At 50.4% G+C, this 25,295-nt stretch carries 26 protein-coding genes, 1 tRNA gene and 2 pseudogenes; 8 read left to right on the top strand and 21 right to left on the bottom strand.

Translation table 11 applies throughout. The annotated features are described in order from the left end of the window. The first annotated feature begins 9 nt into the window (after positions 1–9). On the top strand, positions 10–453 hold the full coding sequence (locus NHG65_RS17285) for a DMT family transporter (protein WP_099064557.1): 444 nt from the start codon (positions 10–12) through the stop codon (positions 451–453). A 55-nt stretch (positions 454–508) separates the two neighbouring features. Here NHG65_RS17285 and NHG65_RS17280 read toward each other — a convergent pair whose 3' ends face one another. The 3 genes from NHG65_RS17280 to NHG65_RS17270 all read right to left on the bottom strand — a co-directional run bounded on the left by NHG65_RS17280 (position 509) and on the right by NHG65_RS17270 (position 4,952). Beyond that, complete coding sequence (locus NHG65_RS17280) at positions 509–2,695, bottom strand: TonB-dependent siderophore receptor (RefSeq protein ID WP_099064556.1); 2,187 nt, start codon at positions 2,693–2,695, stop codon at positions 509–511. Between the two features lie 210 nt (positions 2,696–2,905). Beyond that, positions 2,906–3,505: a hypothetical protein gene (locus NHG65_RS17275; RefSeq protein WP_099064555.1), complete on the bottom strand. Its 600-nt coding sequence runs from the start codon at positions 3,503–3,505 to the stop codon at positions 2,906–2,908. 328 nt (positions 3,506–3,833) lie between these two features. Then, positions 3,834–4,952 carry an NADH:flavin oxidoreductase gene (locus NHG65_RS17270; RefSeq protein ID WP_413503055.1) on the bottom strand — a complete coding sequence of 373 codons (1,119 nt, stop codon included), beginning with the start codon at positions 4,950–4,952 and terminating at the stop codon, positions 3,834–3,836. Positions 4,953–5,055: 103 nt separating this feature from the next. Between NHG65_RS17270 and NHG65_RS17265 the strand changes: the two genes are divergently transcribed. Beyond that, complete coding sequence (locus tag NHG65_RS17265) at positions 5,056–5,430, top strand: winged helix-turn-helix transcriptional regulator (RefSeq protein WP_099064553.1); 375 nt, start codon at positions 5,056–5,058, stop codon at positions 5,428–5,430. Between the two features lie 164 nt (positions 5,431–5,594). On the opposite strand, the gene NHG65_RS17260 is transcribed toward NHG65_RS17265, so the two are convergent. Beyond that, positions 5,595–5,993, bottom strand: coding sequence for a MerR family transcriptional regulator (locus NHG65_RS17260; protein ID WP_499183492.1), 399 nt, complete (start codon positions 5,991–5,993; stop codon positions 5,595–5,597). Positions 5,994–6,073: 80 nt separating this feature from the next. Here NHG65_RS17260 and NHG65_RS17255 point away from each other — a divergent pair, with 80 nt between their 5' ends. Continuing rightward, positions 6,074–6,553, top strand: coding sequence for a DUF2938 family protein (locus NHG65_RS17255; protein WP_499183491.1), 480 nt, complete (start codon positions 6,074–6,076; stop codon positions 6,551–6,553). Positions 6,554–6,600: 47 nt separating this feature from the next. Here the strand turns inward: NHG65_RS17255 and NHG65_RS17250 are convergent. Together NHG65_RS17250 and NHG65_RS17245 are read right to left on the bottom strand one after the other, a co-directional pair. Beyond that, positions 6,601–7,404, bottom strand: a pseudogene (locus NHG65_RS17250) (GlxA family transcriptional regulator); the annotation flags it as partial. Continuing rightward, positions 7,400–8,089, bottom strand: coding sequence for an MBL fold metallo-hydrolase (locus tag NHG65_RS17245; protein ID WP_499182479.1), 690 nt, complete (start codon positions 8,087–8,089; stop codon positions 7,400–7,402). The gene NHG65_RS17245 and the pseudogene NHG65_RS17250, both read right to left, overlap by 5 nt. Before the next feature lie 317 nt (positions 8,090–8,406). Here NHG65_RS17245 and NHG65_RS17240 point away from each other — a divergent pair, with 317 nt between their 5' ends. The 3 genes from NHG65_RS17240 to NHG65_RS17230 all read left to right on the top strand — a co-directional run bounded on the left by NHG65_RS17240 (position 8,407) and on the right by NHG65_RS17230 (position 10,078). After that, the gene (locus NHG65_RS17240; RefSeq protein ID WP_099064551.1) at positions 8,407–8,862 is read left to right on the top strand and encodes a GNAT family N-acetyltransferase; all 456 of its coding nucleotides are present in this window, start codon (positions 8,407–8,409) and stop codon (positions 8,860–8,862) included. A gap of 35 nt (positions 8,863–8,897) precedes the next feature. Beyond that, positions 8,898–9,296: a fosfomycin resistance glutathione transferase gene (gene fos / locus NHG65_RS17235; protein ID WP_099064550.1), complete on the top strand. Its 399-nt coding sequence runs from the start codon at positions 8,898–8,900 to the stop codon at positions 9,294–9,296. Between the two features lie 164 nt (positions 9,297–9,460). Next, entirely contained in the window at positions 9,461–10,078 is a 618-nt protein-coding gene (locus NHG65_RS17230) for a dTMP kinase (RefSeq protein WP_099064549.1), read from the top strand. Positions 10,079–10,280: 202 nt separating this feature from the next. On the opposite strand, the gene NHG65_RS17225 is transcribed toward NHG65_RS17230, so the two are convergent. The 8 genes and pseudogenes from NHG65_RS17225 to NHG65_RS17190 form a co-directional block, all read right to left on the bottom strand. Next, positions 10,281–10,997: an antibiotic biosynthesis monooxygenase gene (locus NHG65_RS17225; RefSeq protein ID WP_099064548.1), complete on the bottom strand. Its 717-nt coding sequence runs from the start codon at positions 10,995–10,997 to the stop codon at positions 10,281–10,283. A 46-nt stretch (positions 10,998–11,043) separates the two neighbouring features. Then, a pseudogene (locus NHG65_RS17220) lies at positions 11,044–11,244 on the bottom strand (NAD(P)H-dependent oxidoreductase); the annotation flags it as partial. Positions 11,245–11,388: 144 nt separating this feature from the next. Further along, positions 11,389–11,817: a DUF1330 domain-containing protein gene (locus NHG65_RS17215; RefSeq protein WP_232519117.1), complete on the bottom strand. Its 429-nt coding sequence runs from the start codon at positions 11,815–11,817 to the stop codon at positions 11,389–11,391. Positions 11,818–11,919: 102 nt separating this feature from the next. Continuing rightward, complete coding sequence (locus NHG65_RS17210; protein ID WP_413503229.1) at positions 11,920–12,495, bottom strand: NAD(P)H-dependent oxidoreductase; 576 nt, start codon at positions 12,493–12,495, stop codon at positions 11,920–11,922. Positions 12,496–12,642: 147 nt separating this feature from the next. Further along, the gene (locus NHG65_RS17205; RefSeq protein WP_413503228.1) at positions 12,643–13,677 is read right to left on the bottom strand and encodes an amidohydrolase family protein; all 1,035 of its coding nucleotides are present in this window, start codon (positions 13,675–13,677) and stop codon (positions 12,643–12,645) included. A gap of 84 nt (positions 13,678–13,761) precedes the next feature. Continuing rightward, positions 13,762–14,709: an aldo/keto reductase gene (locus tag NHG65_RS17200; protein WP_499182478.1), complete on the bottom strand. Its 948-nt coding sequence runs from the start codon at positions 14,707–14,709 to the stop codon at positions 13,762–13,764. A gap of 90 nt (positions 14,710–14,799) precedes the next feature. Next, positions 14,800–15,489 carry a type 1 glutamine amidotransferase domain-containing protein gene (locus NHG65_RS17195; protein ID WP_499182477.1) on the bottom strand — a complete coding sequence of 230 codons (690 nt, stop codon included), beginning with the start codon at positions 15,487–15,489 and terminating at the stop codon, positions 14,800–14,802. Continuing rightward, complete coding sequence (locus NHG65_RS17190) at positions 15,486–15,809, bottom strand: superoxide dismutase (protein WP_219016244.1); 324 nt, start codon at positions 15,807–15,809, stop codon at positions 15,486–15,488. The genes NHG65_RS17195 and NHG65_RS17190 overlap by 4 nt, the downstream gene beginning before the upstream one ends. A 141-nt stretch (positions 15,810–15,950) precedes the next feature. On the opposite strand from NHG65_RS17190, the gene NHG65_RS17185 reads away from it, so the two are divergent. Beyond that, positions 15,951–16,850: a LysR family transcriptional regulator gene (locus NHG65_RS17185; RefSeq protein ID WP_499182476.1), complete on the top strand. Its 900-nt coding sequence runs from the start codon at positions 15,951–15,953 to the stop codon at positions 16,848–16,850. Between the two features lie 48 nt (positions 16,851–16,898). Here the strand turns inward: NHG65_RS17185 and NHG65_RS17180 are convergent, their stop codons facing one another. From NHG65_RS17180 to NHG65_RS17160, 5 genes are all read right to left on the bottom strand, one after another. Then, complete coding sequence (locus NHG65_RS17180; RefSeq protein WP_261427524.1) at positions 16,899–17,885, bottom strand: aldo/keto reductase; 987 nt, start codon at positions 17,883–17,885, stop codon at positions 16,899–16,901. Between the two features lie 261 nt (positions 17,886–18,146). After that, positions 18,147–19,133 (bottom strand): aldo/keto reductase, encoded by a 987-nt coding sequence (locus NHG65_RS17175; protein WP_099064539.1) that lies wholly within the window; start codon positions 19,131–19,133, stop codon positions 18,147–18,149. An 80-nt stretch (positions 19,134–19,213) separates the two neighbouring features. Further along, positions 19,214–20,242 carry an aldo/keto reductase gene (locus NHG65_RS17170; protein WP_099064538.1) on the bottom strand — a complete coding sequence of 343 codons (1,029 nt, stop codon included), beginning with the start codon at positions 20,240–20,242 and terminating at the stop codon, positions 19,214–19,216. Positions 20,243–20,404: 162 nt separating this feature from the next. Further along, positions 20,405–21,313, bottom strand: a complete 909-nt coding sequence (locus tag NHG65_RS17165) for a LysR family transcriptional regulator (RefSeq protein ID WP_099064537.1) — start codon at positions 21,311–21,313, stop codon at positions 20,405–20,407. 290 nt (positions 21,314–21,603) lie between these two features. Beyond that, positions 21,604–21,679: transfer RNA gene (locus NHG65_RS17160), tRNA-Asn, on the bottom strand. Between the two features lie 348 nt (positions 21,680–22,027). On the opposite strand from NHG65_RS17160, the gene nac reads away from it, so the two are divergent. Next, positions 22,028–22,951, top strand: a complete 924-nt coding sequence (gene nac, locus NHG65_RS17155; protein WP_099064536.1) for a nitrogen assimilation transcriptional regulator NAC — start codon at positions 22,028–22,030, stop codon at positions 22,949–22,951. 1 nt (position 22,952) lies between these two features. On the opposite strand, the gene NHG65_RS17150 is transcribed toward nac, so the two are convergent. Together NHG65_RS17150 and NHG65_RS17145 are read right to left on the bottom strand one after the other, a co-directional pair. Further along, positions 22,953–24,407 carry a heavy metal sensor histidine kinase gene (locus tag NHG65_RS17150; RefSeq protein WP_261426253.1) on the bottom strand — a complete coding sequence of 485 codons (1,455 nt, stop codon included), beginning with the start codon at positions 24,405–24,407 and terminating at the stop codon, positions 22,953–22,955. Beyond that, on the bottom strand, positions 24,407–25,114 hold the full coding sequence (locus NHG65_RS17145) for a heavy metal response regulator transcription factor (RefSeq protein WP_099064535.1): 708 nt from the start codon (positions 25,112–25,114) through the stop codon (positions 24,407–24,409). Before NHG65_RS17145 ends, NHG65_RS17150 begins: the two co-directional genes overlap by 1 nt. Positions 25,115–25,295: the final 181 nt, after the last annotated feature.

Here is a 25,295-nt window from a genome sequence, read left to right as displayed (position 1 = left end):
GGAACCTCTATGAATATCATGCTATTGCTGCTGGTGGCGGCCGGGGTCAGCCTGGTTATCCAGAATCTGTTGATGGTGCGTATCACCGAAAGCGTTTCGACGGTGCTGATTACGTTGGTGATCAACTCCAGCGTTGGTCTGGTGTTGCTGATGGGGCTGCTGTTCGCCAAAAATGGTGTCAGCGCCCTGGCAGAGGTAACGGGCACCCTCCGGCCGTGGATGTTATTGCCCGGCCTGCTGGGTTCGTTCTTTGTCTTCTCCGGCATTCTGGGGTACCAGAAACTGGGGGCGGCAACCACCATTGCGGTACTGGTAGCCAGCCAACTGGTGGCGGGCTTGATGGCCGATATTTACAAGGCCGGCCCGGAGGCACTGCGCGAAAATCTGCCGGCACTGCTGGGCGGTATATTGTTGGTGATTGGCGCTTTTCTGGTGGCCAGAAGAAGTTTTTGAGCGCTAAAAAGCCCGCTCAGGTTTCTCTGAACGGGCTGGTCTGCATTTTAATCGATCAGAATGACAGGGTCATGCCGGCGTAGTAAGCGCGACCGGGCTCGTTATAGGTCGATGCCCCTTCGTTTTCACGATATAGCTGTTTATCAAACAAATTACTGATGCCCGCATTCAGGCGCAGATTCTTGGCCAGATCATAATTCACGCCAATGGCTGCTACCGAGTAAGCTCCGACTTCATTGGTCGCCAGCGAGCCCACTTCATTGCGGATTTCGGCATACTCACGCGGTTTTTGCCGGCCGTAAAAAGTCCAGGTGAGGTTGGTGGAAAGCTTATCGGTTACCTGATAATCCAGCATGGTATTGACGGTGTATTTAGGGATCACCGAAAGCGGGTTACCGGTGTCCTTGTTCTCTGATGTGACCATGTAAGTGGCATTGGTGCGCCAGCTAAACCGGTCTTTGACCACCGGGATCACCAGGCTGCCTTCAAGACCTTCTACCACCGCTTTACCGCCGTTTTCCCAGCGCAAAATGTTGTAGCCGTTAGAGGCATAGCCCATCAGATCGGTGCCTGAGACGATCTTGTTTTTATAATCGTTACGGAAATAAGTGATGCCGGCGTTGAACCCCTCATAGGCAAACTCCAGACCGATCTCTTTGTTAATGCTGACCTCAGGATCCAAATCGTTGTTACCCATCAGGTAGCAGCTTCCCAAGGAAATATTGTTCGGGCAGCCGTTACCCCGGGTGGAGAGCAGATAACCTTCGCTGGATTGGTACAGGTTGGGGGCTTTAAACACCCGTGCTATCCCGGCTTTCAGTTTGAAATAGTCACCCAGTTCCTGCGAAGCATTCAGGCTCGGGCTCCAGTTACTGCCGAATTTACTGTGATAATCAAAACGCAGGCCAGGGATCAACAGCGCTCCCGGTACGGCCTCGATATTATCTTCAAAATAGAGGGCACTTAGGTCGGCGCTGTTTTTGGCGCTGCGATTGCTGGGATCGCCGGAGATATCACCAATGGTGATGCCGCTGGCGTCGGTGACCTGCATCGAAGCCGGGTCGTTGAGCTGTTCGCGGTTCCACTCTGCGCCGAGCGTCATGGTTTGTTCCAACCACAGATCTAGCGGCAGTGTCACCTCACCTGTGGTTCTGACATTTTGCAGTCGGCTGGTGTTGTATTGGTCGCTATTAATCATCCCTTCAACACGCCCGGTAGAGCCTTCCTGAAGGCGGGTATTATTGGTTTTTTCGTAGTAGACGCCGACGCGTGACTGGCCCCAGTCCCAGATACCGTTATGGGTAACACCATAAGTCTGGCGATAGAGGCGGTTGGTTTCCTGTCCGTAAAGTGATGACACCAGGTCATTCGGGCTGAGGTTACCGTTGCTGTACTGGGTATCGCCGGCATAGATATTGCCCTGACGGCTGTAACCCAACTCAAAGTCGACGATTTGCGTGGGGGTCATTTTCCAGGAGAACAGGGCGTTGATATCTTTATTACGCACCCCTTCGTTGCCTGCGGCATAGGAGCCGTTTTGTGCCGTGTTGATATCAGCGGCATCGGCGTCGGTCTTATTGAAATTTCCGTACAGCCGCATGGTGAGCGCATCACCGGCCAGCGGGCCGCTGAGGCTAAAGTTAGTGCGTTTGGTCGCCCCTTCTTTGTCATTTTCAGGCTGGTTGGTAAACAGCGATAAGCTGCCGTGCCAGTCTTTGGTAGGGCGCTTGGTGATGATATTTATCACGCCGCCCGCCGCACCTGAGCCATAACGCGCCGCGGCAGGGCCACGCAGAACTTCAATGCGCTCAACCATTTCTGCCGGTACCCAGTTGGTATCGCCCCGGGTATCTCTCTCGCCGCGCCAGCTGTAACGAACTGAGTTGCGTGAGGTCGTGGGCACGCCGTCGATCAGGATCAGCGTATTCTCAGGTCCCATGCCACGAATATCGATCTGACGGTTGTTGCCGCGGCTGCCGCTGGCACTGTTGCCGGTCAGATTCACGCCGGGCATTTTGCGAATGATGTCAGATAGATCGTTGACCGGCGGATCCTTGGCGATATCCTCGGCGGTTATGATGGATACGCCAGGCTGTTGTTTTAATTGTTCTTCTGCCGGTGCCAAAACGACCATTTCTTCACTTTCACCCGCCAGGTCATCGGCGGCATAGCCGTTTGCGCTAATTAACCCTGCCAACAGGATCGCGCCCGGTCTCAATTTGAAAAATTGTGTGTAAGTCATGCATCTTGTCCCTGAAAGTGTGTGCAAATGTTTTTGAATGATTATGGTAACGATAATCATTTACATTCACTGTAAGGAAAGTGCAAATTCACAATATCTCCACATTTTTACGTCATGTGGGTAAGGCATTAATGTGATTGATAATATTAAGTTTCAACTGGGACTGGGGGCGATAGTGACCCGGATATGGCACTCAGGTGAGTGGACTACTTAGGAAAACGCGGCGGCGACATTGCGTAATTCCGGCAATATGCCTAAGTTTTTTTCCTGCACCAGGTCCTGGTAAATTTTAAGGATCACCGCTTTTACCACATCAGAACTTCGAGTCAGGCTCTGCTGTTCCATTATGCTGTTTAATTCTTCCAGCTGCTTTTTACTGACTTTCATCGACAGGCGTTTCGACGATTTGGCCTTCGCCAGTTCACTGCCCAACAGCGTTTTCAGTTCTTGCTGCTGATAGCGGCCGGTGGTTAGCGCATGGAGATAGTAAAGGATCAGTATCTTATGAAAATCTTCGTCCAGCGAAGCATCTATTTTCTGCGTGGCAACGTTGAGAATATCGAGATAGTGCGCCGGAACTCTGACTTCCAGCGCTGACTTTGTTTGTTCAAACTCGCTTTTAACACGTGGCGTAGACTGGGCGGGAATACTGACTACCGCATCACACTGGTTGCAGACGGCAGCCAGAATGTTCTTTACCGTGCCGCGACGATCGCTGAACTCCACATCGCGTAAACGATAAGTCGCCATTGATTTTCCGCAGTGCTGACACAGAACGGTGCGCGTATCGCCTTCTTTGACAATTCTCATTGTGAGCCCCTTGCTGAAGACAGCATATAGCGAGTTGTTTTACGTCCCTGAACCCCATACCACCTCCTTATTTTGTACGCTGCTCATCGTACAGTCAAGCTGTCTGAAGAATTTCATGATAGACAAGTCTATTGGGGGAGGTGGCTGGGAAGCCAAGTGATATGGGGGGAGGGCCGGGGCAAAAGATGAAAAGGCGAGATGTCTCGCAGACTAATGTAACGGGCTTGGGTTTTCAGATGGAGCTCAAGCGTCCAGACGGGTAATAGCCTACGCAACTAACGGCATTCGCCAGGCGGCCCTGCTTCACAGGGCCCGCCTTATGACAGCCCTAAACCAATTCGGCCAAGGATGCTGGGTTAAATCCACTCAACGCGGTGAAGTCGCCATTCTCCACCTTGGTTACCCAATCTTGATCACTCAGCAGGGCACGGCCAACGGCGATCAGATCAAACTCTTCACGCTCCATGCGCTCAATGAGTCGATCCAGGCTCGCTGGCGCCGATCCTTTTCCGGAGAAAGCATGAGTAACATCATTATCCAGACCAACCGAACCCACGCTTATTGTCGCAGCCCCGGTTACTTTTTTCGCCCAACCCGCGCAGTTAAGGCCGTTTTCGCCGTCAATCTCCGGGAACTCAGGCTCCCAGAAGCGACGTTGCGAACAGTGCAGCACATCAACACCCGCCTCAACCAAGGGTAATAACCAGTCTTCCATAACAGCGGGTGTTTCGGCAATGCGTACCCCGTAGTCCTGCTGTTTCCATTGGCTTACGCGCATGATGATAGGGAATTCAGGGCCGACCGCATGACGAACGGCCGTCACGATCTCACTGGCAAAGCGTGAACGCTCCCTGATCGTTGGTCCACCGTAGCGATCGGTGCGCAGATTGGTCCCAGACCAAAAGAACTGATCGACCAGATATCCATGGGCACCATGGATTTCGACCGTGTCGAATCCCAAACGCTTGGCATCTGCCGCCGCTTTTGCGAACGCTGAGACGGTATCAGCGATATCCTCTTCACTCATCGCAACGCCGCGTGGATCTCCGGGTGCATCAAAGCCGGAGGGACTCTCGACCGGTGCATCAGGTTCCCAGCCGTTGATGTAACGTGCTGCACCGGTATGCCAGATCTGCGGTGCCATGCGACCCCCCGCATGGTGAACGGCATCAATGATGTTTTTCCAACCTGCCAGTGCCGCTTGCCCATGGAAAAAAGGAATGCCGGAATCGTTACGTGACGCAGGGCGATCAACGACGGTGCCCTCTGACAGGATCAGACCGACTCCCCCTTCGGCCCGGCGCTGGTAGTAGGCAGCATTATTTTCACCAGGGATACCGTCCGGTGCAAAAAGCCGCGTCATGGGGGCCATCACGATCCGGTTTTTAAGCTGAAGAGAACGGACGGAAAAAGGACTGAATAAAATACTGGATTTATTTTGTGACATACAAATCGACTCCATTGCGTTAGGAGTCCTATTAGGTATATTTTATATACCTGCTGTCAATTAGGCACCTTGAGTAGCCCAGGTATACCAAAGGAAACCTCGTATGCTGACTTTACACCCACAATGCTTTTCGGCGGATTGCCCCAGTCGGGCATTGTTTGATCAAATTGCAGACAAGTGGTCAATGATGGTTTTGGTCGCGCTTGATGACGAACCTCAGCGTTTTAACGCCCTCAGGCGCCGACTCGAGGGCGTGACTCAGAAAGCCCTGACGCAATGTCTGCGGCGGCTGGAACGCAATGGTCTGGTATTGCGACAGGTTATCTCGTTCTCGCCTGTGGCGGTGCAATACGAAATCACGCAACTGGGTCGGACCTTGCTGCAACCGTTTCGTGCACTACACCTGTGGACGCTCGATAAATTGCCTGAAGTCGAAGCTGCCAGATTGCAGTTTGATCAGGCTGCTGAGGTGAAATGAGAAGAGGGGGGAGTCTGCCCGTCGTGGGGCTGTTTCCAAAGCGATCTGACAGTTTTCTCAGTGCCAGAAGCGGACGTTTTGGGTTGAGACGTCGTGAAGATATGGTTGTATACGCACATCTGGATACGGCTCCTCTTAGAGGATTAAGTGCGACAAAAGACTAACTACCTGATGAGTCGCAGTCCTCTCGCAACGACATTGTTGAACTCTTCACAATGGGCATGCTCCGGTTCTGTACAGCGGGCAGCATGCTTCAACCCCTTGCTTAAAAGTTGCAACCTACGAATTGTGCCGTCAATTTCCTTGGCACGATGATAAAGAAGCTCACGGTCGATTACTGTCCGACCTTCCGTATTGAACATCACTGCCATTTCACCCAGAGTAAATCCGGCAGCCTGCCCCAGTACTATCAGCTGCAGTTTATTCAGCACACTTTTGTGATACTGCCTTCTCAGGCCGTTACGGCCAACAGGTTTGATTAGTCCTTTCGTCTCGTAAAACCGTAACGTTGATGGCAGAACGCCGGAAAGATTAGCCACTTCTCTTATATCCAGTTCTTCCATCATTGACTTAAACCTGACTTTAAGTTGCACACTGGTGGCCAGCTTAACATTTTCTAAAAATAAGGACGAAAAAATTGGATATGGTTACTGTTTTTCAAGCGGTCATTACAGGTATCTATGCAACACTAGTTATGGATTTATGGTCACTCTTCCAGAAGCACATCATTAACGTACCACCTTTGAATTATGCACTGGTTGGGCGCTGGGTTTTATGGATGCCCAGAGGAAAACTCCGACATAAAACGATAGTTTCAACATCATCTGTGCGTAAAGAATTTTTAGTTGGGTGGGTGTTTCATTATTTGACCGGGATACTGTTTGCCTTTATACCCTTTGTCCTGGAGGGGCCAACCTGGATCAGTGAACCTTCTTTCACGACGGCTCTGCTTGCAGGACTGTTAACTTTAGTTGCGCCCTTCCTGATCCTGCAGCCCGCCTTTGGTTTTGGCATAGCTGCTTCCCGTACGCCCCGCCCATGGTTGGCTCGGCTGTTGAGTGTGCTAACACATCTGGCGTATGGGTTAGGACTTTATATCGCAGTTCTTGTTATAAAATCTTGAAGGTAAAGCTGTTGAGACAGACCCTGCAATTGGCGTTCTTGTGTTAGTTATGTATTACGGAATGTTTTTCGCCACTCTCTGGGGCTGACACCGAATTTTTCCCGAAACTGCAGCCTGAACGTTGCAGCAGACTGAAAGCCCGCTTTCTCAGCGACCTGTTCTACAGGAAGATCCAGGTTCTCCAGCAACTCCTGACTCTTATGCAACCGTGCTGCTGTAATCCACTCAACGACGGACATACCGGTCGCTTTCGTGAAATGTCGCGTCAGCGTCCTGCGGCTCATTGAGGCGTATTCGGCCAGAGAATTAATATCGTGCGGCTCCTGAAGGTTCTGTAGCAGGTAATCAAGCACTATGTTAATTCTACAGTCGGCGGTCTTTTGCGTGACGTGATGATTAATATACTGCGCCTGACCACCTTCACGGTGGGGAGGCGTGACCATCCTGCGGGCAATGCTATTAGCCGCCAGACTGCCAAAATGTTGACGAATAATATACAGACAGCAATCCATCGCCGCAGCCGTTCCCGCCGATGTAGTCAGTCCATTGTCATCAACATAGAGTTCATTAAGATTTAAATGAACGGATGGAAACAGCTGCCGAAAATCATCCTCATATTCCCAGTGAGTTGCTGCCATATGCCCATCCAGCAAGCCTGCATAAGCCAATACGAAAGTGCCCAAGCACAATCCCACTATCTGGACTCCCGCTTCGCGGGCTTTGACCAGAGCGTCAAGCAGAGGGCGGGATGGTCGTTTCCGCACATCTCCCCAGAAGGGCACAATGACGATATCAACCTGCGTTAGCACCTCCAGACCATGATCGGCCTGTATTGCCGTTCCTTCCTCAGACCAGACAGTGGTTTACAGCTTCCATGTGGGTGGCAACAATTTGGGCTTCAGGCAATACAAAGTGTGCCTTCAAAATATCCTCTTTACCAAAGATGATTGAGCCATAGCCCAGAACATGAGCCCAACCGGTATTCATAATCAACACACCCGGCATATATTTGCGCATGTTTTGTTCAATGGCCTTCACCCAGATAGAGTCACCAACAAGATATAAGGTTTTTTCTGCTGGATGACGGAACACAACGCCACTGGCATCGCCAAGAATTTCGGCCATCTGCGGGTTGGCATAGGCTTCATCTGAACCGTGCTGGCATGCTGTCTTAATCAGTTCAATATCTTCAAAGCGGCTGGTTTCGCTAAGAATAACCAGATTAGTAAAACCCTGAGCACACAGCTGTGCTTTATCGTTCTCATTCTGGACGTAAATCAACTTATCTTTCGGCACAATATCTGCAGCGGCCAGATCCCAGTGATCCGGGTGCGTATGGGTAATTATAATTGCATCCACATCAAGCAGTGAGCTTATATCCAGAGGCAATTCCACCATAGGATTACGAATTTCTGAGCGAGCCGTTCCCTCAAAACCATCCCATGCATCTTTATCAGAAAGCATGGGATCGATAAGGAACTTCTTACCTGCATATTCGAGGATCTGGGTCGCATTACGGATCTGAGTAATTTTCATTTTGTGTTCTCCCGAACGCTATTTAACTTGGTAAGAGCCACGGCAACCATGGCCCGATAACAAATTGTAGTGATTATCGGGCAACCCTACTATGTCCTAAAGGCCAAGTTTCGTGCATATCGGGTCAAGATACTGCCAGTGAGGTCAGCAGCATAAGCCAAATCTTTTATGTCCGCTGTTCGCTCATCACAGACCAGTAGGTCACTTCTGTTTGACCACTTTGTGCCAGCCGTGGACGTAGCTGACATCAATGGTGAGCAGGCCAATTAGAAAAGATATGGTAGATTTAAAAGCTAAAAATAAATCAGGGGTAGCTGATGTTTCACATTTCAGAAGTTGATAAGGGCGACCTTGAGTTAGGGTGCCTAATCGGTGAGCTTGATGCCTTTCAGAGCGAACTTTATCCCGCAGAAAGTAATCACTGCCTCAACCTTTCAACGGTCAGCAATGAACAGCTCCGGTGTGTCATCGCACGCGATGAGAAGGGTACTCCTGCAGGATGTGGAGCCTTGGTCTTTCAGGGCGAGGGTTCAGCTGAGATTAAGCGGGTTTACATTCGCCCGGAATTTCGGGGCCTGAAGCTTGGAGAGCAGATTGTTAGCGCAATTGAGAGTATTGCTTCAGTAAACAGCTACCGCCTTTTGCGTCTTGAAACAGGGGTTTACCAGCAACCTGCCATAGCACTGTATCGCAGATGCGGGTATGAGATTTGTGAGGCCTTTCCCCCTTATGCTGCAGACCCATTAAGTGTCTTTATGTGCAAAGAAATATAAACTAAATCCCTCTGCGCCTTGCTAAAGAGTTCTGCATGCTGACCGGAATAAATCACATCACCCTTGCAGTGAGTAACGTAGCAAACAGTCTGAATTTTTATGTTGAGACGCTTGGGTTCACACCTAAAGCCAAATGGGCTCATGGAGCTTATCTTTCGCTGGGTGAGCTCTGGCTGTGTCTTTCAGTGGATAAAGTCTCTGTTGGTGATGACTACACGCATTATGCATTCAGTATTCCTACCGAAGAATTCGATGTGTTTGTTGAACGGTTGAGAGCGTCTGGTGTTACAGAATGGAAAACTAACAAGAGCGAGGGAAAGTCCGTCTACTTTTTAGACCCCGATGGCCACAGGCTTGAGATCCATGATGGAGACCTTGAGAGCCGCATCCGTGCTTGCCGCACTCAGCCATATGAAGGAATGGAGTTCTTCTGAATGTTCATCAATGTCTGTTTATAAGTGCTCTCGATTAGGTTCGCGCTGACGTGCCAAGCGGCTCCAACGAACGAAGAGGGGGGCAGCTATTCATACGAAGGAAATAAGATGTTTTTGCCAGATGCAAGCTATACAAAAAACCTATATCAATCGTCATTTCAAGCATGAGTCGTCAGCTGTTTGTTTCTCTGGATGGGCCCAAAGGAGCCGGTAAAACCACACTGTTGGAGGCCATGACGAAAGTACTAAGGGCAGACAACAAGAAGGTGGTCCGACTTTGCGAGAAAAAAAGCGATCCCTACAGGGGGGAAACAATGGCCCTCGTTAACCAGCTCGCCAGAAATCCCACCCTGGATTTGGAATTGGAGGTTTGTGAGCGCCTTGCAGATAGCCGTGCCTGGATTTCCCAGCAAGTGCTGACTAAACAGCCACCGGACAGTATTATCTTGATGGATCGTTGGTACCCGTCGGACGCCGCGTTTCGCCGGATGGTGCCATTTGCAGAGATTTTACAGCTTAACATGGAACGAAACGTGCGAACGCCAGATCTGCATGTCGGGGTGGTTACTGCGCCTGATATTTCATGGGCGAGGGCTGCGGCCCGATCGCGTGGGCTAAGTAGTACGGTGATTTATAAGCTGGAAGAACAAGTCGCTTGTACCAAGGCGTTCGAGCGAGAAATTGCCAATCACGGCTGGGTTTTATGCCGTAATGAAGGAACCATCGAAGACGCAACGATGCAGGTGATCACTGAGATCTACAGAGTGCTTGGATGCCCATAGGCACCGGTTTTGCGGGCAGAGTTTGACCTGCCATAGCCTGTGGCTGAATTCCAGAATCCGGTTTAATCGGATGAAATCCGCTGTCTGCCACAAAAGGCAGCGCTTCCAACGGGTTCTGACTCAAAGGGTGCCCCTGCTCTTGCTTAAGGCAGTTAATTTGACATCTTTGCTAATCTGGATCCTCATATTATCTACAGAATCTTTAATCGACATGCAGAATGCCTTTATTTTTCAGAAAGACCGGCACAATAGGGATTGACTCCTTCCCGGTTGTCATTGCTGCCGTTTGTTCTATATACTCCTGAAAGTGCGGCGTCTCTCTGTGCCGTTGATAATCAACCGCACTGGCGTAAATTTCATAGAAGTACCAGCGGTTTTCATTATTTACCTCGATTGCGGCATACATGGCCAGCACACCATTTTCAAGCCTCAATGACTCAGCCATTTCCGTCAAGACGATTTTTTTGAACGCTTGCTGGTACTCGGGTTTTACATCGACAATCACCAGGTTATTTATCGTTGTTGCGTTTTGTACGATTCTCTTATCGCCGATAAATTGTGGTATGACATCAATTTTTCGTTTATGGCTTATAATTTCAGGAGCATGATAAATAAATTCCTTGTACTGCTCTGAATTTAAATGTTGATTGTGCTCTGATTTGTTTTTATATATTTCAATCATATATGCATGGCTGAGATCATCCTTGCGTTTGAGTGAGTACATTGCCAGTGTGCCGCTTTCATTCGCAACAGATTTGGAAATATTGTTTCTGGCTATTTCATCATATTGTTGGTCTTTCCCTGTTTTGATGCCAAGTTCAAAAATGTTCATAACGGTTTTATCCAGTAAGATCGAACTGTTTGCAAATGCGGGGCTACCTATCATCAGACAGAGTGTCATGGTTACGATGTTTTTCATAAAATACCTTTTTCTATTATTTTGTTATAGAGTAATCGGTTGTTGATTACATCTTCAGACGCTCAATAAGCTGGCGCTGATATTGAGGTAACTTATCGCTACTGGCTCCCTGGAAGACAAGCGGAGGGAGGTAAGTCATACCGGCATGGAGGGCGCTGGCTTTCATAGGCAGGAAGACATCGGCAAGCGTAACACCAATTCTACCTTCATTTCCGTAAGTTGATGCTCCTCCAGAGGCAGTGCTGATAGCTTTGCAGACCGGTACCGTAAACATAAAAAATAACGTAATGAATTTTGCAAACTTGCCTGGTTCAATCCAGTTCATTCCCTTCTCCTTTAACTTTCTGGGTGAAATAAACGACTCGAACTGGTGATATTTCTATGGTTTATCTCATTCATGCTCAGGTAAACCTTCAACGATATAGGTACGAGAATTCCCTGAACGATGACGTATTGGTATGAGGTTCTGATACTCTGGAGAGTTGTACCAATCCTGAGCGCGTTTCAAACTGTCAAATTTAATAATTACCAGCCTTCCTTGTGCGCCAAACCCTTCCTTAATGTCAGGCTCGCCTCCACGAACGATAAAACGTCCACCGTAGGGACTGAAAGTAGATTCAACCTGAGCACTATAGGGCTTGATCGCTTCTCGATCGGTAGACTGAAATTCTGCAACATAGTAGGCAGGTGTCACTGCCAGCGCAGATGAAATCCCGCTAAATACTACAAGGCAAGCCAGTATCATTTTTTTCACTATATATCCTCCTGCCTTATTACGAAATGCCATTAAGGCACTTTTACCCAGTTGCATATATTGCATCGTATTTCCACCCCTTAAATATGTCCAGACAGAAGGCATACTCGCTAAGCATTGCAATGTTTTCCCCTCACCGAGTGATAATTAATAATCGGCACCGCTCCTTTACAGGGCCAGTTTTAATTCCCGGGACGATTTTTTCAAAAGCGCTATCAATCTGGATGCATGTTCCTTGGCCATTATTCTTTGTTGCGCTATTTTATTTTCATCCCTGTCTGCGTAACTAATGCCACAGGTATACACAGGTTTTTGCAAATCCAGACTGCAAAGTTTGGCGGTGGTTTTAAACTGGGTAAGGTAATCATCAACGTCATGGTCAAATAATCCATTCGATGAATAGAGAGACTGTGGTGCACCGGTAGTAAATGAAAGAATAAGTTTTTTACCGCCAAGTTTGGCCGTTGAACCGTGTGCGAATCCGTGAACAAAAACCTCATCCAGCCATAGCTTCATTATTCCTGGAAGTGAATACCAGGAGAAGGGGAATTGCCAGACGATCACGTCAGCTTTCAGCAGGCTCTCCTGCTCTTCGTTAACATTAATTTTGTAGTCAGGATAGAGCCAGTCCAGACGGCGAATTTCAGCCTCTGGTAGCGCCGAGGCAACCTCGTTGAGGATAGTTGCGTTACCAATTGACTCGCTCAGATTTGGATGACCGGAAATAATTAGAATATTTTTCATTTTTAATTAATTAAGGTTAAGTGTTTAACAGGTGTCCAGTATAGAGCGGCCGTATTTTGTTTTTTAGGGTATTAATAGCTCAATGACTTTTAGCTAAAAGCTAATAATTAACCCTGATGGCGCAATGCTCGTGCAGGGCCGTTTTCATCAAGATCTTAATCCGAGCAATTGCTCAGCATTGCGGAAGGCTATCGCTTCTTTATCCTCTTCTGAAACGGGCAAACTTTGGATAAATGCCTTCACGCCATCCAGCGTCTGGTAGGGATAATCGACAGAGAAAAGGATCCGCTCGGCCCCCATCAACGCATGGATAAATTGAAAATAGGGCAACGTCAGCATGCCGGATGGCGTCACATAAACCTGTTCTTGAAAGGTCTGGGTAATGGTGCGTCGTAATCCCGTAGCGGCCTGTGGGATGCTGTCATCCAAACGCTGTAACCAGAATGGCAGCATCTCTCCCCAGTGACCGCTGATGACCTGCAGATTTGGATATTTATCAAAAGCGCCAGACAGGATTAACCGAAGCAGGTGAATGCCCGCTTCGTGATGCCAGCCCCAGCCAAACATCGATAGCCTGGCGGTGACTTCATCACTGAAGCCGCAGTAATAAGCCTGTTGCACACTGCTAACGGGAAGTCCGGGGTGAAGATAAAGCGGGACGCCCAGAGTGTTGAAGCGGGCCAGCAGTCCGTCGAAATCCGGATGGTCGAGAAAATTGTCTGATGGCCTGCCATTCAGTAGAGCGCCTTTAAAGCCTAACGTTTTAACCGCTCGTTCAAGTTCTTTCTCTGCCGCATCGGGCTGAGTCCATGGAAGTGTGGCGAATGCAGCAAAGCGGTCTGGATGTTCGTTAACCGCAGTAGCGAGACGATCGTTAGCCACGCGGTTTAAATCTACCACCTCAGCGGCTGGAGCCAGGTGCGGAAATCCTCCCACCGAAAGAACCTGCATGGTGATACCGGCCTTGTCCATATCGTCCAGCCGCCCACTGCCGATGTCTGTGCCTTTAATGTTAATCCGATCATTTTGTTCAATTTGGGGTCGACTTCGGTCCAGATGATTGCCATCAGTAACCGTCTTTCCCCAGTCGCTCAGAAAGGGAGCCTGTGCAAGTGCTGCGGGCATGGATGCCATACCCAGCGCTTTATCCAGAGTATGTTCTTCAAGGCAAATAATTTTCATCGCTTGCTCCTGTTCACGGCTTATTTGGACGGCGTAAAGCCGACAGGTAAAGGTGCAACCTGACGACCTTCTCCGAGCCGCTCGCTAGACCATAGGTTTTTCCCATGCCCCGCGTGTATCCACACCTGCTTCTTGAGCAAGGCGTTCCAGCGTTACCATTTCCTCAGCGTTAAGCTGAATTTCCACTGCGCCGGCAGCGTCCAGGACATGATGAACCTTGGTCGCACCTATGATCGGCAGGGTGCCCTTGGCTATTGCCCATGCGATGGCAACTTGTGCCACGCTGGCGTTTCTGGCATTCCCCATCGTCTTCATCGCCGTCGTTAATTTTTCCAACTGCGGTAAAACGTTGTTATAAGTTTCAGCACGCCCGCTGCCAGCGGGCATAGGATTTTGCGAGTTATAACGACCACTCAGCGCACCTTGCTCCAGCACCATATAGGCAAAAAAGGTGATATTGTTTTTGTGGCAATAGTCGAGGATCCCGGCATCTTCCGAGGTTCGGTAGAGCAGGCTGTAGTGATTTTGAACGGCACTCACAGAGAAACCGGCCGGTTTCAAGATCGCATTTGCACGCTTTATTTGCTCCAGGCTGTGATTGGATACCCCAACCTGTTTAACCCTGCCGTTCTGCAAAAGCGGAATAAGATCTGGCGTCCATTTTTCCACGTCGGAAGGATTATGGATCCAGTAGATATCAATTTCTTCCACACCCAGACGGCCGAGACTTTCCTCAAGCATGTCACTTACGGGCATAGCTGACTGCTTGTCGGCTATTTGTGGCGTAAACTTAGTCGATAAGATTATCTCTTCACGCGGATACTGGCTGATTAACTTACCCAACGCTGTTTCGGAACTTCCCATTCCGTAGACGGCGGCGGTATCCCACAGATAAAGCCCTTTATCCATGGCATTGCTGAAGACCTGTTCCATCTGCTGGTCGGAAAGGTGGTTTCCGAATACGGTATCTCCACCCGCAAATCCCACTCCCCAGGACCAGGTTCCTAAGGCTATTTTGGGTAATTTTTTCATTATATCCTCCTGAAAAAAGGGCCGGAGGAAGCACTCACCGGCCGGCCAGAATGAGGTTTAACCCGCGATGACAAAATGTAGTGTCCGCCGTCAAACTACCTGGCGCAGCGCGTTTACCAGCGCTATGCCAACGCCGTGTGCTGAAGTTGGGTTCTGACCGGTGATCAAACGGCCATCTGTCACCACGTTTTCAGACCAGTTGGGCGCTTCATGATGAAGTGCACCATGTTCTCGCAGGGCGGTTTCCAACAAAAAGGGAACCACAGTTGTTCCCTGAACTTCGTCTTCCTCTTTATTAGTGAAGGCAGCCAGATTTTTGCCGTTCACGAGGTATGCACCGTTGCTGAGTTTTGCGTCAACCAGCGCTGCAGGGCCATGGCATACCGCTGACACGATCCCACGGTTTTCGTACACTTCCCGGATGATGCGTTGTGCATCCAGGTTATCTCGGAAGTCCCACATAGTGCCGTGCCCGCCAGCAAAGAAGACGGCGGAATAATCGACACCGTTCAGCTCAGATAATGGCGGCGTGGTGGCGAGGCGATGCTGGAAATCAGTCTCGTTCCAGAACCAGGCATTAACGGGATCGCTGAGATCGAAACCGTCAACCGGCGGCTGGCCCCCGCGAACGCTGGCGATGACTGTTTCTAACCCAGCCTCCTCAAGTACCTTCAGAGGGTGGGTGAGTTCGGCCATATAGAAGCCAGTGGGGACACCTGAGGCTCCTTTGATAGGATGGCTGGTGACGACGCACAGTACGGGTTTATGATCTGATTTCATTTAATTGTTTCCTCTGAATGACTCTTGAACTCTTCAGCAAAGAGGTTTTCCCAGTTGGTAAATGAATCTAGAGGAATACACTCAAAGGCAAGCAGCCCGGCTTTTGCCAGCGGGAAGTCAGCCATCACCGTGCGGGCAGTTTCAACAGAGTCACACTCTAGAAAAATCGCTACGCCCGGTCGATCCTGACGAAAATAGATATCCCGAATAACGCCGGATTTATATAAACCCCAGGCATGTAATGCTTCTGAATTTAGATGGGGAGCGTATTTTTCCAGCGTGGCGTCGGAAGTGGGAATATCCAGACACAAAATTCGCATTTCAGTCTCCTGTATTTCACTACTCGTTGGGAACAGACAAGAAGTATAAGCACGAGATTTAGATAAGATTAGGTCATCCTTGACTCAAGGATTTTTAGCCTGTAGTTAATAATCAACAGGCCATTGCTTAAGGATGATGTAATGAATAACGTGATTTACAACCAGCTACGCATCTTTCAGAGCATTGCCCGCGAAGGCAGTATCACTGCTGCCGCCAGAAAGCTCGAGATTACTCCTCCCTCCGTCAGCAAGGCGCTTAAGCAGCTTGAGCAACATATCGGTCACCCGCTTTTTGTGCGTACAACACGGCGTATTGAACTGACGGATGCCGGGCAACAGCTGTTGGAACAGACTACAGCGGCGGTGGACTCGCTTGAAAAATCGCTGGAAAATATCCGCGATCAGAGCCAGGAGCCATCAGGCCTGGTCAGAATTACGCTTTCTCGTTTTGCTTACCTGCTTATACTCAAACCGGTTATGGCGGCCTTTTGTCAGCAATTTCCAGGCGTTCAACTTGAAATTTCTGTCTACGACGGCACAGTTAAAATTATTGATGACCGTTTCGATCTGGGGATCCGCTTTGGCGATATTCTGGAGGGCGGCGTGGTGGCCCGCCAGTTGATGAAGCCGTTTCGGGAAGGGTTGTATGCGTCATCGTCCTATCTTAAGGAATTCGGTACCCCAACGATGCCCGCCGAGCTCTATCAGCACAACCTTATCGGTTATCGATTCATCACCAATAACCGCATTCTTCCACTGATTCTGGATCACAATGGGGAACAGCTGACTGTTGAAATGCCTGGCCAGTTAATTAGCAACGATATTGACGTTATGGCCGATGGAATACGTAGCGGACTGGGTATCGGAAGATTGTTTGAACCCATTCACAGCTTACAGCCGGATAAAGAGCAATTTATTCCCGTGATGGATAAATACTGGAAAACATACCCACCCGTTTATCTCTACTATCCTAAAAACGCGGGCAAGACTAAAAGAGTGAAGACATTGATTGATTTTCTAATCAAAAGAACCGCAGCTTAAAATGAAGATCGCTCACGAAAGTTTCAAACGTGAGCGACGATTTTTCGCTCAGCTTTTATCAAACTGACTATCTGTAAAGGGGTCTGCTCGCTCTCCCATAATGTCTATGCGTGCAAGTCCCGCATTGAATTCGCGAAGTTCATTACTGGTAAAAACGACATGAGCCGCACCTGCATTTTCTATAAGGTGTGGATATTGCGTAGTCCCTGGAATCGGCACTATCCACGGTCTTTGCGCCAGCGTCCATGCCAGAGCGAGTTGTGCGCTGGTCGTGTTTTTTTGCGTCGCCCAATCCTGAACATACTGCAAGAGAGGGCGATTAAAGACCATTGCCTCCGGGGTAAAACGAGGTAGATTATGGCGACGATCGGTTTTATCAAAACGCTGACGGGAATTAACTGCTCCGGCAAAGTAACTCCGTCCTACCGGACAGTAGGGGACGAAACCTATACCCAGCTCTTCAAGTACCGGAAAGATTTTGGTTTCAGATTCACGCCACCACATGGCGTATTCACTCTGAACTGCTGTAAGAGGGAGAACCGCGTGGGCCCGACGTATGGTGCTTGCACTTGCCTCAGAGAGGCCCCAATGTAAAACTTTCCCCTCTTTGATGAGTGCCATGACCGTTTCGGCGACCTCTTCAACGGGTATTTTGGGATCAGGCCGATGCTGATACAGCAAATCGATACGGTCTGTTTTTAAGCGTTTCAAAGACCCTTCCACGGCCCGACGCAGGTGACCTGGTTCGCTATTAAGAGCGGTTGGATGATTTTCCTCAACGCCAAATCCAAATTTTGTGGCAATGACAACGTTGTCGCGTATGGATTTCAGCGCCTCACCTGCATATTCCTCGCTAAGGTAGGGGCCATACACTTCCGCCGTATCAAAAAAGGTCACACCATTGTCTGCCGCAGCCCGTATTAGTGACACCATGGCTTGGCGGTCTCGCGGGCCCCCGCCGTAATATCCCACCATCGGCAGGCATCCCATTCCAATCGACGACACTTCCAGGGAACCGAGTTTTCGCCGGGGCAGCCGCCGTTCGGAATGGATATCTTGCTGTCCGACAGAATTCAAAGACGGTGAAGCTTGGGCAAACGCTCGATTGATAGTCGACATTGATACTATTGCCATACCCGTCATAAGTCCTGTTCCAATAAACTTACGACGGCTTAAGGAATGTAGATTTTCTGTGGATGTTTTATTTTCAGAATTATTTGGCATTGAGCTTTTCCCCATTCTTAAGTATCTCTATTAATTCGCGTCAAACGAGTCCTGCCTTTTGCTAATACACGCCTACCATGCATAGGCTTCGGGAGCCTCACCTCCGGGCCCGGGCCAGATTTTATCAATACAGCGCAAGGTATCTTCGGAGAGAGTAATTTCAACAGCACGTAAAGCCAGGGTAAGTTGTTCCCGTGTCCTTGGGCCGATAAGAGGCGCGGTAACTGAAGGATTGTGCAGCAGCCAGGCTAAAGCCACATCTGCCGGCTTTTCACCCAAGTCCAGGCAAAGTGTTTCCCATTTCTGCAATGCTTCAAAATGGTGAGTGATATTATTCTTCATTTCTGGCGTGGCTCGACGCCCGGTTCTGGCCTTTTCTAGCACTCCACCCAGCAAACCACCACTCAATGGGCTCCATGGGATAAGACCCATACCGTAATGGCGTAGAGCAGGAATCACTTCCAGTTCAATCGCGCGCTGGGCGAGATTGTAAATACTCTGCTCAGATGACAGTCCCAGCAGATGGCGTGACGCTGAAGCGGACTGAGCGCAGGCGATATGCCACCCGGCAAAGTTACTGCTACCTACGTAAGTAATTTTTCCTTCGCGGATCAGCTGTTCCATCGCCTGCCATATCTCATCCCACGGTGTCGCTCTGTCTACGTGATGCATTTGATAGATATCAATGTGATCGGTTTTGAGACGTTTCAGACTCGCGTCACAGGCGCGACGAATATGATATGCCGATAAATACTTATCATTCGGCCCGGTTGCCATTGGTTGATAAACTTTGGAAGCGAGTACAATTTTGTCTCTGTTGCCGCTTCTGGACAGCCACCGACCAATGATCTCTTCCGATAAGCCGTTTCCCGAAGTAATGTCAGGAGACTGCGGGCAACCATATACATCCGCCGTATCTATAAAATTGATGCCAGCATCTAATGCAGCATCCATAATGTTATGACTTGTTTTTTCATCGGTCATGTCACCGAAATTCATGGTGCCGAGACAAAGTCGACTGACCTTTAAGCCTGTGCGGCCAAGATGGGTGTATTGCATGTCATTATCCTGTTTACAGATGAGAAGTTCAGTCAGAATTAAAAATTGAAAAGATAATGTTTGCCTTCCGTGGCAGCGGCTTAATTTGAGCGGGTTATAGAAAGGGTTGGCTGCTCCCCGGGCAGCGGCGGCACAATGCCATCAACAGGATGTGGCATGTAGAGCGCTTCGAGTGCCACTATTTCGTCAAATGAAAGCGTAAAATCGAGCGCGTCAATTGCTGTTGCAAGATGCTCCGCTTTTGTCGCGCCAACGATAGGTGCCGTTACCGTCGATTTTGAAAGCAGCCATGCCAAGGCAACATGAGCGCGCGGTACGTTCCGTTCGGCCGCGATGCGCGCGACGACTTCGACAACCTTACGATCCAGTTCAGCGGTGTTTTGATACATTTTGAGCGCATACGCATCATTCTGCGTTCGCGGGGTGGTTTCGCTCCAGTCACGTGTCAACCTGCCGCGCGCCATTGGACTCCATGGGATCACACCAACACCCTGATCTTCACACAAGGGGAGCATTTCCCGCTCTTCTTCCCGATACAGGAGGTTGTATTGCGGTTGCATGGAGATAAATTTCGTCCAGCCGTTACGGTCAGCGATGTGCTGCATTTTAGCGAAGCGCCAGGCTTCCATTGATGAAGCACCCAGATAGCGAACCTTTCCTGCTTTCACCAAATCATGCAGTGTCTCCATGGTTTCTTCCACTGGGGTGCCAGGGTCGAAGCGATGAATCTGATAAAGATCCACATAATCCATACCTAACCGGTTCAGGCTATCGTCGATGGACTGAAGCAGAGCTTTACGGGAAAGAAAGCCGGTGTTTGGTGAGTTTCTCCATGGGAAAAATGCTTTCGTAGCAACGACAATCTCGTCACGGCGGGCCATCTCTCTCAATGCCGTACCCACAATTTCTTCTGAGCTACCGCCGGAGTAAATATTGGCTGTGTCAAAAAAATTTATACCGGCTTCAAGTGCCTGGCGAATCAGAGGCCGCGAAACCTTTTCATCCAGAGACCAGGGTTGAGGAAGACGCTCTGGTTCACCATAACTCATGCAACCGAGGCAAAGTCGTGACACTTTCAACCCACTTCGGCCAAGATTCACATATTGCATATTCCTCTCCTTACAACCTGGCTGTAGGTCGCGAACCTAAAAAATGAAAGCGCTATCAGCCCAATGATTTATTAGAGGTAAGGTTAAGGCAGCGGTAGCGACTGAACCAGTAGCCGCCGTCGAATGGAGCAGTGAGCTTTTTACATAAATGGGTCTAATCCGCTAAAGACCCAGGGGTTTTAACTCTTTCACCAGGTCAATTAACAAACGAAGACCGGTAGGAAGCTGATGTCGGCTGGAATAATAGATATGAAATCCTGGCCCGAGAGAGGCCCATTCAGTAAGAACCAGGCGCAATCGCTCTTCTTTAAGGTATTGAGAGATGAGAGGTTCAGGGCAATACATCAGACCCAATCCGCCGAGTACAGCCACTAAACCCGTTTCAGCTTGGTCGATGGTAAGCAGAGGTGGAACTTTTATCGTAATTTCTTCCTCTCCTCGCTCAAATTCCCACTGGTAGATTCTGTTATCGCCGAGCCGGTTGCTGATACAACGATGATTCATTAAGTCGTTAGGATGTTGAGGTGTTCCAAATCGGTTGAGATAACCCGGAGATGCGGCCACAACCCAACGAATATCGGCTGAAAGACGTTGTGCGATCATATCTTCCGGTACAGTCCCACCATAACGAATTCCTGCATCGAACCGTTCTTCAGTGACATCAACAATACGATTAGTCGCTGCGATATCCAGCTCAATATTGGGATAACGTTCAAAAAAAACAGGCAGGACGGGCCCAAGTAATAACGTCGCGGCTTCGACTGCAACATTGAGCCTTATCCTTCCTGCTGGAGCATCGCGATAAAAGTTTAATTGTTCCAGTGCAGAGTCAATAGTTTCTAATGGCAAACATATTGTGGTGGCAAGACTTTCCCCAGCAGCCGTCAGGGTAACGCTTTTGGTTGTCCGGTTCAGAAGCCGGACACCCAATCGTGCCTCAAATCCCTTCAGGGCGTGGCTCAGCGTGGAAGCACTAACGCCAAGCTCAATAGCCGCTTTGGTAAAACTGTGATGTCGTGCAATGGCCAAAAAATAGATCAGGTCTGCCATGTCGGCACGATTTAAATTCATACAGCCTCTGGGTCTAAAGAGAGATACGCAAGATTTTTTATGATGGCTCCTCCAGGGACTGCATGCAATCACGATATTAACTTCTACCACTCGATAATAAATATCGATGTTGTTCATCCCCTATATCATTACAGCCTGTAATGAGACACTGAGCGCCAGCCCATGGAATATTAGAAACGGTACAAGATCCTGATGATTACGTTGTCTCAGCTTCGCGCTCTTGGTGGTCTTCCAGCAAAAACCAAAAGCAAAAAGCCCGCTCAGGTTTCCCTGAGCGGGCTTCTCTAATTTGGCTCCTCTGACTGGACTCGAACCAGTGACATACGGATTAACAGTCCGCCGTTCTACCGACTGAACTACAGAGGAATCGTTTGAACGGGGCGAATAATAACGGGGTGGCCTGGGCTTGTAAAGCCTGAAAACGCCTTGTCGTTTCGTTTGCTGCAAGATTATTCAACCTGCTGCTTTTTATGGCTTTTATTGCTGCACTGCTGCGCAGTGGTTCAGCTCCTGCCACTGGGTCGCGTCAGCATGCCTTATGCTGGTGCAAGCTTGGGCTATTCTCGCAGGTTGTGGAGAGCGCCATTAAATCGGCCACTATCATTTTTTCTTATTTTTCCGTCGATTAGTTCAGGCTTTCTCTTATTCCGTCGCTCTGGCCCGGATCTTGCTGCTGTTTAGCGATACGCAGTTAAGTGGCACGACGGAGGCAATATGAATTTCAGACGTCTTAAGTATTTCGTGAAAATCGTCGATATCGGTAGCCTGACGCAGGCAGCAGAAGTGTTGCATATCGCTCAACCGGCGCTCAGCCAACAATTGGCCACGCTGGAAGGCGAGCTGAAACAGCAATTGTTGATCCGCACCAAGCGCGGCGTAATGCCAACCGAGGCCGGTAATATTCTATATGCCCATGCCCAGACTATTCTGCGCCAGTGCGAACAGGCGCAAAGCGCGGTCAATAGCGCCGGGCAGGCAATGAGCGGCCATGTGTCGGTCGGGTTGGCGCCGGGGAGCCTGGCGTCGCAGTTGGCTTTGCCGCTGTTGCAGGCGGTGCGCGATCAGCATCCGGGGATTTTGCTCAGCCTGAATGAAAACATCGGTTCGACGCTGGCCGGGCAGGTCGCCAACCAGAATTTGGATATGGCGGTGATCTACGGCGCTAAAATGCCTGCTGGTTTGCAGGCCACGGCGTTAATGCGGGAAGATCTTTATCTGGTGGCGACGCGTGCGGTACCGAATCCCGGCAACAGCGTTGAACTGCTGGACGTTGCGCGACTGAATCTGTTCCTGCCGCGTGAGGGGGACGTAGTACGTAGCCAGGTAGATGAAGCCATGGCGGTGCGTAAGCTGGCCGCTAACGTGATTGGTGAAATTGAATCCCCCGGCACGTTGAGTGCGGCCATCGCCAGCGGCCTGGGCGCCACTATTTTGCCAGAGTCGGTGGCCCGCGCGATGATTGGCCCGGCCAAGGCATGGATGGCGCGGATCAATGTTCCGTCATTGAGCGTGCCGCTTTCGCTGTGCATTTCCGGCCAGCAATCCCTGTCGGCCCCGGCGCTGGTGGTGAAAGAGATCCTGCTGTCGATCGCCGCCAGCCGCAGTCAGGAAAAACGCGTGCTGGCGCTGGTGCAGTAAATCAGGACAGACTTTCCCGCTTAATCTTGCCGATGGCGGGGATGACCTGTACTGGCCCGGAAGTCGGGGGGCCAGGATTTTCTTCGGGAAGTGACAGTGCCAGTGAGAAACCGAAGGTATTGACGCCATCGACGCTGCGGACGAATGCTTCGCCATGGTGCATTAACGCGATAGCACGAACGATGGACAACCCCAGACCGTGGTGCATATCGCTGCGCACGCGCGAAGAATCAACGCGATAGAAGCGTTCAAATAACCGCGTCAGATGCTCCGGGGCGATGGCCTCTCCCTGATTGGCAACCGCCACCACGGCAAACCCGCGTTGTTCTTGTAAACGTACCGACACCGCGCTGCCTGTCGCCGCATGCCGCGCGCTGTTTTCCAACAGATTGGCCAGCGCACGATGAAACAGCCGCCGATCGACCTGCGCCCGTACCTCCCCGGAAATCTCAATAACCAAATCCTTTTCCATAAACGAGGGTTCGACATATTCGGCGGTTTTCAGTGACTCCTCGCGCAGTGACACCTCACTCAATTGGGTGGCGTATTGGCCCGCCTGCGCGTGAGATAAAAACAGCATGTCGTTGACGATAGAAGTCATGCGATCCAGTTCTTCCAGGTTCGATTGCAGCAGTTCCTCCAGTTCATGCACGCCACGTTCCCGCGCCAATCCCAACTGAGTTTGGCCGATCAAATTGGTGAGCGGAGTGCGTAATTCATGCGCCACGTCGGCGTTAAAGCTCTCCAGTTGCCGCCACGCGATTTCTTGCCTTGCCAGCACGCCATTGAAGGATTCTGCCAGATTGCGCAATTCGGCGGGCAACGCGGCGCTGTCCAGCCGTTGGCCGCTGGTGCCGGGCACCAGACTGTGTGCTTGTTCACTGAGATTAAGCACCGGGCGCATGCCGATGCGTGAGATGGCGTAACCCAGCATGGCCGCCAGCCCAATCCCCAGCAGTGAAATGACCACCAGCGCCCGGGTAAACTCGTTCAAGGTGCCCATGTAGGGGGTGGAATCAATGGCCACCACATAGCGTACTTCAGGGCGATCCCCCAACGGCGGCAGGGTAGCGATCAACATATACAGCGGACAGCCGCCCTGCGGATCCGGCGCGGTAGCGAAACCGTCCGGCAGTTTTGACCAGTGGGTGCCTGCCGGTGGGGGGCCGCCGATACGGTAGCGAGGATCGTTACTGATCACCCAGTATTTCACCTGGTTGCCTTCGCTGTTGGACAGAGTATTGAGCTTTTGCTGCACCATCGGCCAATCGCGCGCGGTGCCTTTGGCTTCGATAAATGGCGAGATCAGCGAATGGCGAAAATGCAGTTCGTTGTGCATCTGGTTTTGCAGTGAGGCCAGCAGCGAGCTGCGCAGAAACAGTGCCAGCACCAGCATGAGCAGCGCCATAGTCAGCGCAAACATTAAGGCCATGCGGCTGGAAATAGAAACTTTCATTAAGGGGTGATCCGTGGGGCATCATGGCGCAGCGGGCGATTTTCCAACACATAGCCCATGCCGCGCACCGTGTGCAGTAGCTTTTGCGGATAAGGGGCGTCAATTTTGGCGCGCAGCCGCTTAATCGCCACTTCAACCACGTTGGCATCGCTGTCGAAATTCATGTCCCACACCTGTTCGGCGATCATCATTTTGGAGAGGATCTCCCCTTGATGGCGGGCCAGCAGGCTGAGCAGGGCGAATTCTTTGGCAGTCAGATCGATGCGGTCTCCGTCGCGAGTCACCCTACGCGCCAGCAAATCCACATGCAGATCGTCGATCTGTAATTGGGTCACATCAATGCCGTCGCTGGTACGGCGACGCAACAGCGCCTGAATGCGGGCGACCAGTTCGATCAGCGAGAAGGGCTTGGGCAGATAATCATCCGCTCCGTGGCGCAGGCCCTTGACGCGTTCGTCTACCGAACCGCGAGCAGACAGCATCAGCACCGGCGTTTGTTTGCTGGCTCGCAGGCCTTCCAGCACCGCGTAACCGTCCTTGCCCGGCAGCATTACGTCCAGGATCACCGCGTCATAATCCTGCTGCACCGCCAGGTGCAAGCCTTCAATCCCGTCCCCAGCGACGTCCAGGGTATAGCCCAGTTCGCTTAGCGCGCGGTTAACGTAGGACGAAGTCTTTTCCTCGTCCTCAACCAACAGTAATCGCATGGCCACTCCCGTCATGGTTGCCTGGGGTTTAATTAATCATGAAACCTGCAGCCATACCACAAGGCATCACGTTCTGTGATGAGTTTATGACAGCCATAGGGTCGTCAAGCTGACGGCTGGCTGACATTTCTGTCAGTTAAGGACGCGGCTGGGGGAAAAACCGGTTAACTGACATGAATGT

Source organism: Serratia myotis (assembly GCF_027474885.1).
GTDB lineage: Bacteria > Pseudomonadota > Gammaproteobacteria > Enterobacterales > Enterobacteriaceae > Serratia > Serratia proteamaculans.
Note: the sequence above shows the minus strand (reverse complement) of the source record. Positions and strands in the feature narration are given on the sequence as shown.